Annotated in this window: 14 protein-coding genes; 7 read left to right on the top strand and 7 right to left on the bottom strand. The window is 39.1% G+C overall.

The features are described 5' to 3' along the window. Window positions 1–78 precede the first annotated feature (78 nt). Window positions 79–1905, top strand: a complete 1827-nt coding sequence (locus SGI74_00180) for an adenylate/guanylate cyclase domain-containing protein (GenBank protein MDZ4675900.1) — start codon at window positions 79–81, stop codon at window positions 1903–1905. A 3-nt stretch (window positions 1906–1908) separates the two neighbouring features. Here the strand turns inward: SGI74_00180 and SGI74_00175 are convergent, their stop codons facing one another. Both SGI74_00175 and SGI74_00170 read right to left on the bottom strand, forming a co-directional pair. Continuing rightward, entirely contained in the window at window positions 1909–3042 is a 1134-nt protein-coding gene (locus tag SGI74_00175; protein ID MDZ4675899.1) for a hypothetical protein, read from the bottom strand. A gap of 5 nt (window positions 3043–3047) precedes the next feature. Beyond that, window positions 3048–3611, bottom strand: a complete 564-nt coding sequence (locus SGI74_00170; GenBank protein ID MDZ4675898.1) for a NifU family protein — start codon at window positions 3609–3611, stop codon at window positions 3048–3050. 208 nt (window positions 3612–3819) lie between these two features. On the opposite strand from SGI74_00170, the gene SGI74_00165 reads away from it, so the two are divergent. Genes SGI74_00165 through SGI74_00150 form a run of 4 tightly spaced genes read left to right on the top strand, consistent with a single transcriptional unit; the run spans window position 3820 to window position 9627 of the window. Beyond that, the gene (locus SGI74_00165; GenBank protein MDZ4675897.1) at window positions 3820–5925 is read left to right on the top strand and encodes an ATP-binding protein; all 2106 of its coding nucleotides are present in this window, start codon (window positions 3820–3822) and stop codon (window positions 5923–5925) included. Next, window positions 5922–7196: a hybrid sensor histidine kinase/response regulator gene (locus SGI74_00160; protein MDZ4675896.1), complete on the top strand. Its 1275-nt coding sequence runs from the start codon at window positions 5922–5924 to the stop codon at window positions 7194–7196. The genes SGI74_00165 and SGI74_00160 overlap by 4 nt, the downstream gene beginning before the upstream one ends. Beyond that, complete coding sequence (locus SGI74_00155; protein ID MDZ4675895.1) at window positions 7193–8029, top strand: response regulator; 837 nt, start codon at window positions 7193–7195, stop codon at window positions 8027–8029. The genes SGI74_00160 and SGI74_00155 overlap by 4 nt, the downstream gene beginning before the upstream one ends. Beyond that, a complete protein-coding gene (locus SGI74_00150) occupies window positions 8026–9627 on the top strand; it encodes a hypothetical protein (GenBank protein ID MDZ4675894.1) in 1602 nt (533 codons plus the stop codon). Before SGI74_00155 ends, SGI74_00150 begins: the two co-directional genes overlap by 4 nt. On the opposite strand, the gene SGI74_00145 is transcribed toward SGI74_00150, so the two are convergent. The 4 genes from SGI74_00145 to SGI74_00130 all read right to left on the bottom strand — a co-directional run bounded on the left by SGI74_00145 (window position 9563) and on the right by SGI74_00130 (window position 15624). Then, window positions 9563–11800 (bottom strand): hypothetical protein, encoded by a 2238-nt coding sequence (locus SGI74_00145; protein MDZ4675893.1) that lies wholly within the window; start codon window positions 11798–11800, stop codon window positions 9563–9565. The genes SGI74_00150 and SGI74_00145 overlap by 65 nt on opposite strands. 141 nt (window positions 11801–11941) lie before the next feature. Next, on the bottom strand, window positions 11942–14845 hold the full coding sequence (locus SGI74_00140; GenBank protein MDZ4675892.1) for a hypothetical protein: 2904 nt from the start codon (window positions 14843–14845) through the stop codon (window positions 11942–11944). 212 nt (window positions 14846–15057) lie between these two features. Continuing rightward, window positions 15058–15372, bottom strand: coding sequence for a Grx4 family monothiol glutaredoxin (grxD, locus tag SGI74_00135; GenBank protein ID MDZ4675891.1), 315 nt, complete (start codon window positions 15370–15372; stop codon window positions 15058–15060). A 3-nt stretch (window positions 15373–15375) separates the two neighbouring features. Further along, window positions 15376–15624: a BolA/IbaG family iron-sulfur metabolism protein gene (locus SGI74_00130; protein MDZ4675890.1), complete on the bottom strand. Its 249-nt coding sequence runs from the start codon at window positions 15622–15624 to the stop codon at window positions 15376–15378. A gap of 102 nt (window positions 15625–15726) precedes the next feature. Between SGI74_00130 and SGI74_00125 the strand changes: the two genes are divergently transcribed. Together SGI74_00125 and SGI74_00120 are read left to right on the top strand one after the other, a co-directional pair. After that, window positions 15727–16638 carry a metallophosphoesterase gene (locus SGI74_00125; protein MDZ4675889.1) on the top strand — a complete coding sequence of 304 codons (912 nt, stop codon included), beginning with the start codon at window positions 15727–15729 and terminating at the stop codon, window positions 16636–16638. After that, entirely contained in the window at window positions 16638–16928 is a 291-nt protein-coding gene (locus SGI74_00120; protein MDZ4675888.1) for a hypothetical protein, read from the top strand. Before SGI74_00125 ends, SGI74_00120 begins: the two co-directional genes overlap by 1 nt. 2 nt (window positions 16929–16930) lie before the next feature. Here the strand turns inward: SGI74_00120 and SGI74_00115 are convergent, their stop codons facing one another. Then, window positions 16931–18214: a hypothetical protein gene (locus tag SGI74_00115; protein ID MDZ4675887.1), complete on the bottom strand. Its 1284-nt coding sequence runs from the start codon at window positions 18212–18214 to the stop codon at window positions 16931–16933. Between the last annotated feature and the right edge of the window lie 768 nt (window positions 18215–18982).

Below are 18982 nucleotides of genomic sequence, written 5' to 3'. Positions count from 1 at the left end.
AATAATCCAGACCATTTTTAATATTTAATCTCTCTTGCCAATTGCCGATAGGGTACCTGGACAAGGAGAATCATTTACATGAGTAAAGAACCCCAGGCCGAAGTTAAAGAATTTAAAGTAAAACTACCAATTGGTTTTAAGCTGGTATCAATGATGGCTCTTATGTTGGTAACATCCACACTTCTTGTGGTATTTTTAGCTACAAAACTCTTTAGTGACGATAATACAGCATTTATTCAAAAGGCGACTAGTGATGTCGCGGGGCAGCTTGCCAATCAGACATACGAATATCTAGGGACACTAGTAAATGTTGTTACAACGATTACTGAGATTCAAACGCAAAACCTAGACGCAGCACGAAAGTCTACTGCTCAACATTTACAATTTAAGCGTAATAGTGAATTGATTGCGGTTATGACCTGGAGAAAAGGTGGTCTTTCTGCAGAAAGACAAAGTTTCGCTAGCGATAAATCAAAAAATGAAAAGATCATTAATAGTATAAAACCATCTAATAAATCTTGGTCAGGCGATATTGATATTCAAAGAGTGACTGTCGCTGGGCAAAGTTATCTTACACTTAGCTTTCCATTAGCTGTTGATGATAAAAAAAATGTCGTTACAGCAGCTGTAGGAATTGTTGATCAAACAAAGTTTTTACAAATTTATGGGAAAAAAGGTGTTGTAACATCTTACCTTGTTGATCGCGAAGGTAATGTATTGGCGCATCCAAAAGAAACCTTAGTGAGTTCAGGTGCAAATTTAAAAGATGTTGAGATTGTAAAAGCAATGCTTGAAAGCCCTGTTAATAATAACCAATTGCGATTTCTTGATCAAGATAGTAAATACTATTTAGGTGCATTCAGACAAGTGGGTGTTGCAGGTGTTGGGGTTATTTCACAAGTTTTAGAAGAGAAGGCATTTGAAACTGCAAATCGTGTAAAATACCGATCATTACTTGTTGCCGGGGTCATACTCTGTTTAGCATTTGCTGCCGTGTACTTCTTCTCAACAACTTTGACAAAACCAATTAAGTTGCTCGTTGAACTCACCCGGCAAATTGCAGCAGGGGATTTTAATATTAAGGTAAAACCAAAAGGCCATGACGAGATCACGGCCCTTACTCATTCATTCGGTAAGATGGCAACAGGTTTGGCAGAGCGTGATAAACTTAAAGAGACATTTAATAAATTTCACTCAAAAGAAATTGCCGAAGCTATTTTATCTGGTGAAATAAAACTTGGTGGTACCCGTCAAAAAGCCACAGTATTTTTTAGTGATATTCGAGGATTTACTTCTATTAGTGAAGGTCTTGAAGCTGAACAAGTAGTAGAAATGCTCAATGAATATATGACTTCAATGGTTTCTGTGATTACACAGCATAAAGGTGTGGTTGATAAATATGTGGGCGATGCCATCATGGCTGTGTGGGGTGCTCCAGTACCTAAACCCAATGATACGTGGAACGCTGTTAGTGCCTGCATTGCGATGCGAGTTCAACTTGTAGTGTTTAATGATGCGCGCATGGCAAAAGGAAAAAAACCAATCAAAATCGGTATGGGTCTACATTATGGTGAATTAATTGCCGGTAATATTGGTTCGACAGAAAAAATGGAATACACGGTAATCGGCGATACTGTCAACACGGCTTCACGGGTTGAATCTTTGACCAAAGAATATGGAACAGACCTTTTAATATCAGATGCAGTTTATCAACAAGTAAAAAATAAACTCATCGTTGAGCCAATCACATCAAAAGTGAAAGGTAAAGCTGATGCCCTCAAGGCATTTAAAGTCAGAGGATACATCGATGAAAGTGGCAAAGAAATAATTGTGGAAACAGCTTATTCAACGTACCAATCAGAACAATCCGATAAAGTCGTGCACGATAAAAAAGAAGCGGCGTAAATTTTAAAAAAATCCAATACGCGTCGGAGCGCTTAAATCCGCTGCAACACTAAAACTTGAATTTGTACAAGACGTAATGTCTTTCCAAGTCATAGTAGCCGCATCAATTTTATAAATAACGCTATTCGTAGAATCGGAAACGAAGATAGTGCTAGATGCGCTATCATAAACCGCTGCTGATAGTGTCGCCGTGGCAACATTGCATGGAGCAGTATTTGTATCAAATGTTACAAAACCTGAACCATCAGCGGCATTCATAGAAATCGCTTTTGTTCCGCCAACAACAATAATTTTACCATTTGTTGTATTGTAAGTTAAATCAGTCGCTGTTGTGATTGTGGGAACATTAACGGTGGCTAAAACCGCTTGGGTTGTGGTGCTAATTAAAACTACTCTTGCATTGGTACCTTTGCAAATTACATAGGAAATATGCAGAGAATCTGAAGTAATAGCATGGCCAAGGGTCGTGTAACCGGCGCAAGCTCCATTGATGAGTGTTGATCCCAGATCTGCACCAGTGACACCATCCATAAAGTACACACGACCACCTGTTGGATCAGTTGCAACTAAAAGATCGTTTAAAGAATCAACAGTTAAATATTGTAAGCTTAATGGTGGCCCTGCAAAACTAAAACCCGAAGTTCCACCAGCTCCATAGCCCCCTGTTTGAGAATTAAAAAAAGTAATTCCCTTATTTGTTGTATCAGTCGCATATAAAATATTTTGTCGATTATTGAGTGCAATGCCTTGGGATTTATTTCCTGTGAAAACAGTAAATTTTGAAACTGCTTCTGCTGAAAATTTATACCCCCCAGCATATCCATTAAAATATGTAACGGTTGCACAAGATGCGCAGGATGCGCCAATATAAAATGTGCCTCCACCTAAAACTGTATGCTGAACCATTTGTGCAGCATTTCCGTAAGCAGCACTAAATACTGACTTTGCTAAAGTTCCAAAACCATATGCGCCTGTGGATGTGTAAAACCCAAGACTTGTTCCGTTATAGACATGCAAGAGTTTTGGGGGTGTAAGAACGGTGTTGACTGCACCGCGCGGGAACTGAGTGCTTTGCATGCATGCAAAACTACTTGCAATTATAATTAAACCAGCAAGAAAAAAAAGTGTGCGCAACATGTAAGTTATATTGCCACTACTTCGCGAATTTCGGGAATCATTTCTTTAAGGCGAGATTCAATTCCCATTTTCAGTGTCATTGTTGAACTTGGACACCCTGAACAAGAACCTTGGAGAAAAAGATAAACCGTGCCGTCTTCGTATTTATCAAAAGTGATATCGCCGCCATCCATTGCCACTGCGGGCCTGATTTCAGCATCAAGTATTTCCTTAATTTTTGTTTCGATTTCTCCTGTTGCACTTGAGTGATTGGCGGGAGCATTGGAATGTGTTTTTTCTAAAACAGTTTCATTATTTTCAAGATGCGCCTTAATTAAATCAGAACTAGCCTGATGAATTTTATCCCAATCACTAGCATCACTTTTTGTTATGGTGATAAAATTGCGACCCAACATAACACCCACAAGACCGGGTAGATTTAATAATTTTACTGCTAGTGGTGACGGTGTTGCTGATTCAATGCTTGAAAAACTCGCAGCTCCTGATTCAAGTAAAACACGATTTACTACGTACTTAAGTGAGTTAGGATTTGGTGTAAATTCGAGAGAAATTTCTACAGTTTCTGACATGAATAACCTTTCTAAATATTGTGATGACGAGTCTTTTAATAACAAATTTATCGTCGGTGCACCTTAATATTAATACTTTTTAACGCATTGCGGTAAAAAAATCGACATTTTAAGTCAAAAATAAGCACATAAATGTTCGTAATTACTTATGAAAATTCCCTTTTGTTTTTTTGCGCATGTGCCGAAAAGCTTTATAAGGGAGTGTTTCGTGAAATTAAGATTCTCCATTCGTTACAAGATCTTATCAGTTGTGACTGTTCTCTTGGTGGGAGCACTTGGTCTCTATTTATTATTAGCAACACGCATTTTTGAGAGTGATAAAAAGGCTCTCGTATTTGATCTAAATAAGAGTGTGGTTACAACACTTGCTGCAGAAGTTGAAACATCTCTTTTAGGTGCAGCAGATAAATTAAAACTCTATGCCTTAATTTTTGCTGGAAATTTAGAACGCCGAACCCAAACAGCTTTTCAAGAAATTGTAGAAAAAGATCCACTCTTGGTTCGACTTGAATTGTATGAACTTGGCTTTTCAAAAAATATGAAAAGAATTTCTCAGATTACAGATAAAAGTTTTGCTGAATTATACAAGGTTGATGAGAAATACTATGATGAAATATTACCTGCAATACGTGAAATTCCTTTTGATCTGATTCAATCAAAATCATTAGCGGTATGGAATGCAACTATTCCACAAGGCCCGGCACTGATCGGTATGGGTATTTCTGTAATTCGTGAAGGCTCAAGCGGAACACCTGAAAAACTAATGGCTGTTGTAGGTTATGTAAAAGCTGATCAATTTTTGAAAAACCTAAAAACATCAACACTGACTCAAGCTTTTATTATTGGGGCTGATGGACGTGTGCTCATTCATGCAAAACCAACTTATATGTCAGAGGCCCGCGATTTTTCTAAATCACCAATTGTAAATGAATTTAGACGTGGCAGTTTTTCTACAGGTGTCATGGAGTATTCTGATCAGGGTAAAGAGCAATTAGGTGCTTACTCGCGTGTAAGTGTAGGTGGTCTTGGCATTATCTCACAAGTTGAAAGTGCTCGAGCTTTTATGGCAGTAAAACAACTTATTACAAGATCACTTTTATTTGCACTGATCATCACGACTGTAACTTTTATCGCAACGATTTTCTTTTCACGCACATTAACGCAGCCTCTTCAAAAACTCATGGAGGCCATGGAGAAAGTGTCAGCGGGAAATCTCGATGCAGCACTTCAAATAAAATCACATGATGAAATTGCCGTATTATCGAATTCATTTAATCGCATGACACTTGATTTAAAAAGTTCACGTGTGCAGTTAGAAGAAATAAATAGAGAGCTAGAAAATAAAGTTATTGATCGCACTAAAAAATTAGAAGAACAAAACCACGCAGTAAAAGAAGCTCAAGAGGCACTTTTGAGAACAACACGTCTTGCCTCAGTGGGTGAGATTGCGGGTCGTACAGCTCATGAAGTTTTAAATCCACTTACAAGTCTTATGACGCGTATACAAAAAGTTCAAAAACGTCTTAACGATGAAGTTCTAACACACAAAGATCTTTTGGGGCAGATTGTAAAAGCATGGCAAGAAGAAATTCAAGAAAAAGGATTTGAGGGATTTTTAAGATCTCTTCAGGAGCCCTCATCGATTGATCCTAAAATGACACTCATGCAAGAAGATCTTCACAATATCACTCAGATATTTAAACACTGGGATGATGATATGGGCACCCTTGAGAAAGATACAAATTTTTTAATGCAACAAGCTGGCCGTATAGAAAAAATTCTAAAACAAATGAGATCTCTCAGTGCTGTATCAAGTTCTCGGGCAAAAATGAAAATTCACCCTATACTCCATGACGCCGTGAATATTGTGGCTGATCTCTTTGCTAAAAATAAAATTCAAGTAATCGAAAAATATAATGCGAGTATTGATTCTTCAAATATCGATCGCGATGAACTTATACAGGTTCTCACTAATTTAATGAGAAATGCACTGTACGCAGTAGCTGAATTAAAAGATCCGACAAAAAAAGGTTTTGTAAGAATTGAAACTTTTAATGACGGAAACAAACTCTGCATTGATATTAGCGATAATGGAATTGGAATTTCAAAAGAAAATCAAATCAAACTTTTTGAGAGTCAGTTTTCAACAAAATCTCCTGAGTTGGGCACGGGGCTTGGATTAAGTATTAGTCGAAGATTTGTTCGCGCATTTCATGGAGATCTTTATTTAGTACATAGTGATTCAAATGCTGAAACTAAATTTCGAATTGAATTGCCATTAAGTCAAAATACGCAACGTGAGGTAGCTGCATGAAAAGCAATCAAAATGCCGTAAAAGTTGAAAAAATTCCAGTACAACCTGAACTGATTGTAAGTCGTCGAATTCTTGTGGTGGAAGATGAAATTGAGATTGCACAAGCCTATCGCGATATCTTAAGCCCGGTGGCAAAAGTAATTTCAATTAAAAGCAGCCGTTCAAAAAAAGAAGAACTTACTACGGATGATAATTTTATTGATAATTTTGAAGTAACAACCGTTCACAATGGTGAACAAGCAGTGCAAGAGGTTAAAAAAGCCTTAGCCGAGAATAAACCATATGCCATGGGATTTTTTGACGTGCTCTTGGGTGATGGCATAGATGGTATTGAAACAGTAAAGCAGATTCATGCTTTGGATCCTCATATGTACGCAGTGCTTGTAACCGCGTATCAAGATAGAAATATAAATTCAATTCAAAAAATATTTGGCAAAGAATTCTCAGACCGTTGGGACTATCTTAATAAACCTTTTTCCGAGGGCGAAATACTACAAAAAGCACGCAATATGGTTTCGATGTGGAATATCAGGCAACGAGATATTGCTCTGCGTGAACATCTAGACGAACTCAAGAAGCGCATATTTGATAATGAAAAAACATTGATGGTTGCAGCGGTTGCAAGAAACGTTGGTCATGAATTTGGAAATATTTTACTGCAAATCATGGGGCGTGCTGATTTATCAAAAGATGGCGCTGAACCGGAAATGAAAAAAGCACTCGAAACAATATTAATTGCAACTGAACACGCGAGTAAAGTTTTAGAGCGTTTTAAAAATCTTGTGAAGCCGTCTGATACGGGTGGAAGTTTTAATAAAATTAATATCGCAACTCCCATTGATGAAACCATACTTCTGATGAAACATGAACTCATGCGTTCGCGCATTAATGTTGTTGTTAGTCTTGAGGGGCTTCCTCTGGTTTACATAAATCATACGGCAATGGTCCAGGTATTTATGAATCTTATCATCAATGCAACACACGCTATTGGAGATAAGGGAAAAATAGAAATTACTGGCCAAGTTGTCGATGATCAAATTGAAATTAAAATTCATGATTCTGGCCCTGGGATACCTGAAGAAAATTTCGCTACAATATTTGATGCGTTTTTTACGACCAAAGGGGCCAAGGGGACGGGTCTTGGTTTATCAATTTGCAAAGAAGTTATTGAAATCACACACGGTGGAAATCTGAGTGTATCTAATCACCCTCAAGGTGGTGCTGAGTTTCGCATCCTTATACCAATTGATGGTGAAGGAGAGGGTTTATGAGTAGCAATGTGATTGATCCGAAAGAGGCAACTTTTTTGATCGTCGATGATGATGGTCAAGTAAGAGATATTTTAGCTCAGTACCTTAATAGTTTTGGATTCAATAAAGTAATTCAAGCTAAAGATGGTAAGGCAGCAATTAAAATTATTCAAAATCACAGCCAGCGTATTGATTTTATCATTTCAGATTGGGAGATGCCACACATCGATGGTCTAACTTTACTGCGCGCCGTGCGTAAAGACCCAGCGCGCGCTAGCATAAAGTTCTTAATGGTAAGTTCGCAAAGTTCTCATGAGCGCATGAAAATTTCAAAAGCGGCAAAGTCGCGTGTTGATGCGTATCTTGTAAAGCCATTTCGCGCAAATATTCTCAAAGATAAAATTAATATTCTTATGAATGGTGAAATTGACGAAAGTGCTGCTGAGTTCGAAGCCGCACTTAATCGTGAAGTGCCATCAAATAATTATATTTTAGCTAAAGTAGCCAAGACCTCTGCTAAGATAAATCCCAAAACGGGCACTGTGAGAATTAATAGTGAACTCCCTCCTGAAAAATATGATCTCAAGCAAATGAACATTCAACTTATTATAAATTTAGCTAAATCATATACGAAGGTGAAGTGGTTTGATAAAGCGGTTAAGCTGAGTAGCGATGCCATCGTATACTTTCCTGATAATGCGGATTTACACTTTTACGTCGGGCAAGCGTATTTTTTTAAACAAGAATTTGATCAGGCTATAAAATTTCTTAAAACAGCTGTCAAACTACAACCCTATCATGTTGGTGCTCATAGCCTTTTAAATGAGATCAATAATTTACAAAAGACGGGATGATATACTTTTCGGTTTTGTTATTCGCTTTACTCCTTCCGCAGTCAGTTAGTGCAGCACAAATAGCTGAACGATTTAATGATACTCGTTATCACGATGCAAATACCACCACAGCTGTTTGGAATTACGTCCTACATTTTATTCACCCTCAGATTTATGTCGATCGTTCATCTGGTAGTGGTGCTGACAATGCCAATGATCTTGTAAACATTGGTGATGGGAGACATGGGCCGTTTAACATAACAACATTTTCAAAGTTCAGCGAAAATGGATCAACTTCAGGAAATATTATAACGATCAATACTGATATTTACACTTCATTACAATTCACAACTTTTGATTTACCAACTGGCTGGACACTTAAAGGCAAGGGCTCACTTCCACTCATAATGCGAATCATGGGTGATGTAGTTATTGCGGGCATCATTGATTGTCGTGGTGATATTGGTACGGCGGGTGGCGGATCAATTTCTGTAGTACCAAGAGGTGGCACTGGTCGTTGTGGCGGTGGTTCGGGTGGTAACGGAAGTATTGGCGCAACTTCAGCAGTTGGAACTTCAAGTACAGCGGGTGGTGCGGGCGGTGGAGCCGGTGTTGATCATGCGGCAGATCCGCGAGGTGGTGGTGGTGGTGGTGGAAACAGTAGTTCAGGCGGAAGTAATGGTGCAGGAACTCCTGCTGGTGGTGTTGCCGGAGTATCTGCTTTAGATTCTTATCTCGATACATTTACATACGGTGCCGGAAGTGGCGGCGGTGGCGGCGGTGGTGGGGGTTACAACACCGGCGGTTTTATTGCGGGTGGTGGTGGTGGAGCCGGTGGCGGCATCATTCGTTTATTTGTTGGTGGAAATGTCACACTTACAGGATCAATTCTTGCCACTGGTGGAAATGGTGGAGTCACTGCCGGAAATGGTGGCGGTGGCGGAGGAGCTGGGGGAATTGTTTCACTCTTTACTCCAAATTCAATTACCGGTGGCGGAACAATTGATGCGCAAGGTGGAGTTGGTGGAAGTGGTGGTGGTAATGGCGATGGCGCCCCCGGAAATACATGGATCGCATTTGGAGTTACAGGAACTTTTTCAAACACACCAAATTTTGACGGCCCAGATGCGGGTGAAGTAATCTATCGCTCAGGTTTTAGCCATGTGGCCCAATCGTTGCCTATTGATACAGCGAATTCGAGTCCGACATATACTGCATTTGTTAAAGAAGATGTTATCCCAGGAACAAGTACTATAAATTTTAAAGTTGCGGGGAGTAACGATGGTTTTAATTCAGATAATACGGGTTGGATAAGTGCTACAGCAATATCAATATTAAAGGGGAAGCGGTGGTACCGCTACCGACTGACATTTAATTATCTACCTACAGTACCGCAAACAGCTCCTATACCTACGCCATTAAAAATTAATGTAGTTGCTGCAAAGTACGAGGGGCATCAAACAACAAATTTTGATTTTACTCCAGCATGCGGAAAACTTAGTGGTCCTGGTGAGTTTTTTCTTCTGCTTTTGATGTGTAATTTGGGTGGGCTTATTACCACCGGACGCCTAAGAAGAGGTTTCCAGTCGCATCGCCCCAAAAAGATTTCTCTGTCGTAGCACCTGTTGAAAGTTTTCCTTCGAGTGTCATTGTATAAATAAATCCTGGCCACATTTCAAAAAGCCATGTTTGATTAGCGCGTCCTTCAAATGAAATCACTTTGCCGGTAAATGGATCGCCAATAAAAACTCCCAAACGATAATTTATTTCTGTGTCATTATCATAATGACGCCAATCAATGATGGGGCCAACAAAAACGGGTGCATAGATGTTTAGGATCTCTAAGTCTGATCGTCGATAAATCAATGTTTGGGTGTGAATGGCGAGACCATAGCTTGCATAATCTTTATACGGATTTTCATCAATAAAAGTAACTCGCCCCATGTATCTCGTGATCGGCGCTTGAAGTGGGGCTGATGTAAGATCTTTCATTCTTAAAGTATGTCGTTCTAGCTCAGCTTCAAGGCGCCAAGTACTAAAAGTATAATCTGGAGTTACTGCCATGCGGGCTTGACCGTATACGGGGCCGATTTCACGGGCGATAAAATCATTTCCTCGGAAGTGGTTGTATTTTCCTCCAGCACCGACTTGTACTTCATAGCCCCACTGTAATGGTTTTTGTTTTAAAGGTGGAGTCGGTGTTGGTTTTGCAATTAATGGTGGCGTCGGCATTGGCGTAGGTCGTGGTGCAACCACGGGCTGTGAAATTTGTGTGGCAATCTGTTTTTGAATTTTTAATTTTGCATCTACTGTTTCTTTTGACATCGGAGTTATGGGGCCTTGTGGAATAGTAGTCAAATCCGCATAGGCGACTTCGCTAAAAAGACCCACTTCATTGTTTGCTTGCCCTGCGACGCGCCAATAATATTTTCCCAACGGAAAGTTGCGCCATTTATAGCTAGGGTTATTAATAACTTGATTGCCTACTGTGTTTTGAAAATCAGGTGTTTCGCTAATTTCAATGACATAGCGGTCTGCACCTTCCACAGATTCCCATTGAAATTCTGCTGAGTATTTTTTTGGTAATCGTAAAGTGTGAGTCGATTTTTCTGAAGCTTGAGCTTGTGGTATAAGCCAGTTCCAGAAATTAAATCCCGTTTCCATTTTTATTTGTGGCGTTTTTAATTTTGGTGCAGCTAGTGGTTTTTCTAAAATATAAAAAGTGTTGTTATATATTTCGGGTATCTCAAAACCTTGATCATCATGGGCGCGTATTCGCCAGTAGTATTGCCCCAAGGGTAGATCCTTGGCACTTATTGAATTATCAATAGTCTGTTTATTTCGTATGATGTTTTTAAATTCAGAGTCAGTTGATATCTCCCATAAGTAATTTTTCGCATCTCGATGTTGAGTCCAGAGAAAATCTACATCAGTTTTAAATTTGATTCGCTCACGAGTTAGGGGTGAAATTAAATGGATTTTTGGCGCCGGCCAAACAGAAATAATTCGTGCGAATGTACTGGTTGCTTCATTGTGTAGTCGTAAGACGTAGTTACCTTTGGTTAGCGAAAGTTTTTCTTCACCAATAGTACTATGAGCAAATTTCACATCACGTGCTCGAATACTTTCATGGTTAAAAATTTTAATCCCGGTTGCAACACCTTTCCATTCGAAGGGCACTGCAATACTATCTTGATGTGTATAATACCGTTGACCATCTTTGGGACTAAACCATTCTAGTTCTAAAACTTTTCTGACTTCAGAAAGTTTTTCAGGCTCCATTTTAATGCTTTGCCCAGCTTTAATTGTTTCAGAAGTTGCAAGAGTTTTTGCGTTGATAATTTTTGCTTCGCCCTCATAAGTTTCAAGTTCAAATTGATTTTCTCCGTCAGAGCGAATAGAAATTTTTGTATTGCTAGTTGCCTCAACAATCCAATCACCGGCTTTTACACTTTGTGGCTCGCGCCCAAAGGCAGCGCGCATAGACCCTTGGCGAAATCGTAATCGAATGGGGCCTTGATCGGTGGCATTTTCTTGAAGTGGCTCAATTGCCACTAACGTGTTCTCATGCAAAGTAATTTGTGTATCACCGAGTAAACTTACTTCTGCAGTAGATTGCTCAAGTGTCAAAATGGTATCGTAGGCAAAAAGATTTTGTGAAATATTTGTTTCTTCCCAGACAAGGCTACTACTAGGGCGTCTGCGTACTTCTTTTTTTGTACGGACTATTTTTCCCATAGGATCACCGGCTTCAATTTCAGATTTGCCATTGAGAAATAATGGTAGATCCACAATCTTAAGATCTTGGAAGAGCCATCCGCACTCAAAGCAAAGAAGTATAAAAGCTAATGATACAAGATATTTATCCACACTTACTTATCGGAAATAACTATGTGAATAATGACGATTGTGATTAAGACCTAGTTGAAAGTCTTAGCGAAGTGTTCTGAAATTTAAAACGCTACCAGTAGACTCTTGGCCAGAAGAATTCTTTGAATGCACATACACATAGTAAAAAGTATTAGCCGTAAGTCCCGTGATGGTCATGCTGTGTGCAGTTACTAGAGTATTGTCGAGGTTTGTAAAAGTAAATGGTCCCGAAGCAGATGTGGAGAATGAAACTTGTGTGGTGCTTTGGATATCAGTATCCCAGCGAATAATTGCTGATGTTTGTGTCACATTAGTAGCGCGACGATTACTGATTACGGGCGGTGGTTGTTGATTACTTGTGATATCCCAAGTGCGAGTAACACCTGTTGCATCGAGATTTCCAGCTTGATCACGAGCACGCGCTTGAAAAGTATGTGAAGTTGCGGCTAATCCGTTATAGGTCACAGGGCTTATGCAAGGGCTGAATCCTGAGCCATCAAGTTGGCATTCAAAAGTTCCAGCTTCGTTTGATGAAAGTGTAAATGTAATCGTATCAGAAGTTGTTGAATCTTCGGTGGGTGTGACTGCTGTGATTTGTGTAACTGGAGCAACTGTATCAATTGTCCATGAGTAGTTTGCGGGGTTTGCACTTATATTTCCAGCTGTGTCAACAGCACGCACATTAAAGTTATGATTGCCATCGCTCAGCGCTAAATAGGAGTGTGGTGATGAGCAATTGGCATAACTTCCGTTATCAAGCTGACATTGAAATTGAGCTGATGTGTCGAGTGATGAAAAGCTAATTGTAACTGCTGATTGATTGGTTAATAACTCAGATGGGTTCACCATGGTGATCTGTACAACTGGTACAGTTGTATCGACTATAAAAGCATAATTCATAGGTGCAGATGCATTGCCCGCAGAATCAAGTGCTGTAATCTGAATTGCATGATTGCCGTCACTCAAACCTAAATAGTTGGTTGAACCACTTGTACAATCTTGAGCAAAGTTACCATCGAGGCTACAAAGTGCAGAACCTGATTCACTTAAGCTAAAATTCAATGAGATTTCTGTTTGATTAAATACTGCAGCTGATGGATTTACAGATGTAATTGTAATTAACGGATTTGTGTAGTCGGTTGTCCATCGATAAATTGCAGCAGACAAACCTTGATTTCCCGCAGTGTCAGTGGCCATTACTCTAAATTCATGGGCCCCCTCTGAAAGATTTGTAAAACTAATGGGGCTTACACAAACACTACTGATGGCTCCATCGAGTGAACATGAAAAGATCGAACTTTCATTTGATGCAAAATTAATTTCCATCACATTTTGATTCGTAATTTGTTGGCTCGGCACAGTTGAAGTAATATTCATAGCTGGAGCCATTGTATCAACCGTGAATGAGCTCATTGCTGGAGCACTTTTGTTGGATGCAATATCATAACCATATATTTTAATTTGATGGGCGTCATCGCTCAAGCTGTTGACTTGATAAGGTGATGTGCAAAGCGTTTCAGCTTCTCCATCAAGTGAACAGGTGAATCGCTTCGTATCGGCAGTGCCTGTGAAATCAAATGTTCTTGACGTTAAATTAGTTGGATTAGTGTTGGGCGTCACTTGGGTAATGGTCACTGTTGGAGGTAAAGTCTTTACGTTCCAGCTATATGACAACGCGGCGCTGATGTTTCCTGCAATATCATTACCGCGTACAGAGAATAAATGCGCACCATCACCTAAGCTATTATATGACTTAGGTGAATTACACGGATCCCATGAAGTGTTATCGAGATTACATTCAAAAGCTGTAGGCTCAGAAGATGCGAATTCAAAACCAATTTGAGTTTCAGAAGTATCAGCTTGCGCAGGTGTAATGCTTGTAAAATTTAAAACAGGTGCAGTCGTATCAACTGTCCAATCAAATTGAGCTGGGCTACTTGTTCCGTTGGCATTGATGGCTTGTACAGTAAAGTGATGTTGGCCATCGCTTAAAGCTGAAGCATTATAAGGTGATGTGCAACCAGTGAAACCGCTTGAATCTATGCTACAGCGAAAATTTGATGGTTGATCAGCGCTAAACTCAATAATGATGTTATTTGAATTGGTCAAAGTGCCTACAGAAATTCTATCAATGCTCACAACTGGCGCAGGTTTTGGCGACGGTGAAGGTTCAGGAGTTCCCGACGGTGTTGGCGTTGGTGTTGGACTTGCTTCAGGTGTCGGACTTGGGCAGTAACCAGGGAATTTCCCTTCAAGATGCAACTTTGAATCAAATACTTTAAAGAATCCACCATGATGTTTAAATTTAAAACTTAATGTACCGTTATTCATTGCGGTACTTCGAATAAGTTCAGCGGCAGATTTATTTACACCAAAGATAAATTTTTCTAAATGAAATGTGATTTCGACAAGTTTAACGTGCTTAATAATGTGCTTTTCATTTTTATCTTTTTTGTCTTTCTTATCTTTTTTATGTTCGTCACTGACATCACCGGAATCTACTTCAAAGTGTTTTTTAAACGGATATATATTGATAGTTTTTACTTCAATAGCATCATGACTTAGCGCAAGACCTTTTAAGCCGTTCATTGATAGATTTATTGTTTTATAATTAATGTCTTCGATATTAAATACGATGGCTTTACCAACAAGAGTTTCATGTTCAAGTTGAACATTAGATAGTGCTTCTTTATCTAAATTATCAAAATACACTGAAGGGCTAAGAAAGCCATGAAGACGGTTTTTAATATACCAGAGCCAAAATTTACCGTTTTTCTCATGATCTTGATTATGAAATGGCCATTCAAAATGGTTACGAGATTTTAGTGTGACATCGTATTGTGTGTTGCAAGTATTTGAAGGTAAAGGGAGTGAAGAAGTCTCTTTTTCTGAGCCTTTTAAGCAGCTGGTACTGAGTGCTGCGATCGCTACAAGCGAGATTATACGTAAACTTCTTACGTACAACATTGAATTCCCCCATACGTCCATTCAATCCAGAATGGGTTTCATTAATATAATTGTACTCCTATATTACGCAAAGCAGCATAATTATTAATACAATGATTTTAACTAGTTATGAAGTAATTTAACTTGAGGTAGGTTCGGGGTTAAATTCGATCTAAAAACAAAACTAATGGGGCCAAAGGCCCCATTTATATTCGATATGGCTCTAACTCAATTTAGTGTTTTTTCTCAGCGATTTTTGGCAATTCACCGCGCTCATGAAGCTCGGTAACTATGTCACAGCCGCCAATAAACTCACCGTTTATAAAGATCTGAGGAACTGTAGGCCATTGTGTGAATTCTTCTAGTGCTGTCCAAAGTGGATCATCAGAAAGCACATCAACTGATAGTATGGGCTCATTTAAAGTTTTCAAAACTTGAACAGCCTGATTTGAGAAACCACATTGAGGGAAATCTTGAGTGCCCTTCATGTAGATTACGATTCTATTACTCTTAACTTGCTCTTCAATTTTCTTTTTTAGATCGTCCATAAATTACCGCCTTTTTTCCCATTCATCTGGGGTGAATGTTTTTAATGACAATGCATGTACTTCGCCTGAAGCAATATCTGCTTCAAAGACGCCTTTAACCATGCGGTGTTGCTCTATCATAGATTTACCTACAAAAGAAGCTGAGACCACAAGTACCTGCCAGTGATCTGAGGTGCCCGTGAGGTCGTTTACCTGAACTGTAGAGCCAGGAAATTTCACTTCAATTTTCTTTTGGAGTTCTGATTGAGTCATGTGTTTTTATCTACACTGCTTTTTCTTAAATGTCGACTTATGAAAAAAATACTCTTGAACTCATCGGGCCAGGGCCTATAGTCACTATCTATGAAGCTATTTATGCTTTTTGTCCTCTTATTAGCGAGTCTTTTAACTTTCAACGCCATTGCGGCTAATACGGGTGTCATTGAGATTACTCAGCCGCAAAATTACACCCGTGTTGTGGCTGTGAGCGATATTCATGGATCCATCCGACGTTTGCGCGAATTACTTATAAATTCCAATTTAATAAATGATGCCGACAAATGGACGGGTGGCCGCACTCTTTTTATCGTTACAGGTGATTCAATTGATAAGGGGCATAACAGCATTGGTGTTCTTGATCTATGGATGAAGTTAGAACCACAAATTGCTCAGGCTGGCGGAAAATTTATTCATGTTCTCGGAAACCACGAAGCTGAATTCTTAGCTGACCCTATGAATTACAAAGCCGACGAACTTAGAGCAGAATTAAAAGAAAAAGGAATTAAACTAAAAGAACTCACCGATGAAAATTTTCCCCGCGGAAAATTTATTCGCTCGATGCCCCTAGCTGCACGTGTGGGTAAATGGTTGTTTTGTCACTCTGGGCATTATCCAAAAATGACATGGGCGGCATTTAAAACTAAAGCGCAGCAAGTACTTTCTAGTGGTGATTATTCAAATGAGTTTTTAATTGGAGAAAATTCCATTTTAACTGACAAAGAGTGGTGGAAATATAATTCACAACTCAAGGAGGTTAAGGCGGTACTTAATAAAAATGGAATATTTGGAGTTGTGTTTGGGCATGACCCCAATGCTTTTCGAACGCCGAGTGAAATTCAAGCTGTAGAGGGTTACACGTTTATTAAAATTGATGTGGGAATTAATCGAGTGGCGGGCGGAAACCCAGGTAGGCTTTTGATATTTCCTGAGCCAAGTCAGCTTAATGAAATGGTTGCCCCTACAGTTCTCTCAATGGACGAATTGGGGAAAGCCTACAAGGTAAAATAATGATTAAAGAAAGTTCTCCGCAGTATCGCATCTTTGTTTGCATCAACGAAAAGCCGTCACCAAAAGCTTATTGTTTAACTGGCGAAGGTGAAAAAGCTGTTCTTTGGATGAAAGACGAAGTTAAAAAACGTGGTCTTGATAAAAAACTTTGGATAACACGCACCAAATGTCTTGGGTATTGTAAGCCTGAGGGTACGGTCATACTTTTTGAGCCAAGTCATGAGCAGTACAGTGCTGTTAAATTTGCAGATATTCAAAAACTCTTTGAAGACTTTGTGAGTAAGATCTAAATCTAATTAATATAATTAATCATAAGTTGTCGAGCCGCCTCTTTCACGATGGCGTCGGGGTCACGTTGAGCTTCATAAGCTAAATCTAAAAGTGCTGATTTAAGTTGTGAACGATAAGTCGTGTGTACAATTTTAGTGAGCATGAAAATCGCACTACGTCTTTTTGAAACATTTGCGTCATGAAGCCATTTATCAAGTTGATTGATAATTTCTTGTGGAGAATCAGAGGTCATGAGCTGGTCTTTACCAAGACGGCTAAAGTCAATAAGTCGCCAAATATCTGTCACAAGTTGCATGCGTGAGTCTTGATCTAATTGTGCGATCCATGGGGCTTTTGTATGATCGTTTTTTAATAGTGACATAAGAATATTACTTAAAATTTCATCACTGTTTTTATTGCGGTCAGCGGGCAACTCCAAAACAAGTTTTTGAACCTTATCATTCTCAGGAACATGCGCTGCAGCTGCAGTCTGCGTAAGTTTTCTACCTTGTGAAGACCACCACTTCGCTGGTTCTGTGAACGAGTATGAAGTTGTTGTGATGAGTTGATCAAACGCCGTTGAAAAACTTTGAGTGGCGAGTTGAGTTTTCACATGTGCTGAAAATTCTGAGATGAGTTGTTGAATATTTGGTTTTGATTTTTTACCAGGGCCGCGTTTATCAAATCCAAATAGAGCTGCGTTTGGGAAATACGGCGCCCATGGGTTGGGCATTCCACCATTAGCAATTTGTTGTATGGCTGAAACCATTAAATCACCTTCAGGAACTTCTTGATGACTCATGACTCGATTTAAATATGTCAGTGGATTTGTTTCAATATGTGAAAATTTACTTTGTGTTGTAAAGCACCCACCAAGATAAACAAATTTCGGTTTTAAAAAAAAATCATGTGTCAAGCGACCTTGTTTTTGTGGGAATGCATAATTGTAAAAATCAAGAGGTCTTAGTTCACCGTAGATTCCAAAAAAACCTGCTACATGGTGACCGGTGATAAAAATTCCGTCTGGCAAAATATTAGAATCCCTAAGCCATGAAATGATATCTTCGTGTGCTCTTAAATTTTGAATGGGTCGATAGGCATTGAATTCAGAATTACAATAATCAATATTTGCTCCACAACCTTGTGAAGAAAGACCCAATACACTTATCCACATATCCACTTCATAGGGATCATTAAGATCCAAAAAAAGAAGTGTCTTTTTATTTAAAGGTGAGGCTTGCGATACAATGGAACAAAATCCAATACATACGAATAAAAATGCAAACATCAAGTTTTTGAAAATCATTGAATACTCCAGAGTTTCGCTATCTGTTTTTATTCCAATATCCGTGCCGCGCTGAGATAGAAAATAAACCCACTTGGCTTTACTAACTTGTGGAAATTACACGTATAAGGCTCACAAACGTCAACATACTAGGCTGCGAACTTCATCTCCTTAAGTCGGAAATCATCACACTATAGAGTTAGGCGCCTAATAGATGCCTAACTCCATAGGTGCAATTTTGTGATGCTCATTTCACTTTGTATTACGAAACAAACATCGGTGAGAAACAATTTTAGTCAGATGTAACGCAGTTTAGGTTTGACCCAGCAGATTGATATTTAGGCTGATTTTCTTGGAAAGCTACAGGTGAATTCTAAAGGTAGTTAAGGGAGAGTATTGGGAATAGAGCTGCTGATCCGTACAGTGTGAAATGATTTGAGGTTCGCGCAGTTTGTAGTTGCGCAAATTTATCGAGGAAACTTAAAAAATGATGGGCGCGAATATGTTGATGCGAATATGTAAGTCCGAATATGTTGGCGCGAATATTTGCGCATGAATATTTAAGTACGAAAATGATGAGAGCTAACATTCTTGAATTTTATTATTGACGTCTTTTTCTACGGCATAATCTTGTCGGCACGAGTTTTTTTCATGTGAAATTTCAAAAAACTTAAACCTATCCATTCTTGTTTCGTGCAGCCCGGCTATGTCGTTTTAATAATTATTTTAATTTCTCCCTGCGTTCACAAATTTCTTTGCTCTAAAAAAGCCATGCTAAGGTGATTTTGT

Source organism: Oligoflexia bacterium, from assembly GCA_034439615.1.
GTDB lineage: Bacteria > Bdellovibrionota > Bdellovibrionia > JABDDW01 > JABDDW01 > JAWXAT01.
This window is presented reverse-complemented; position numbering and strand designations above follow the sequence as displayed.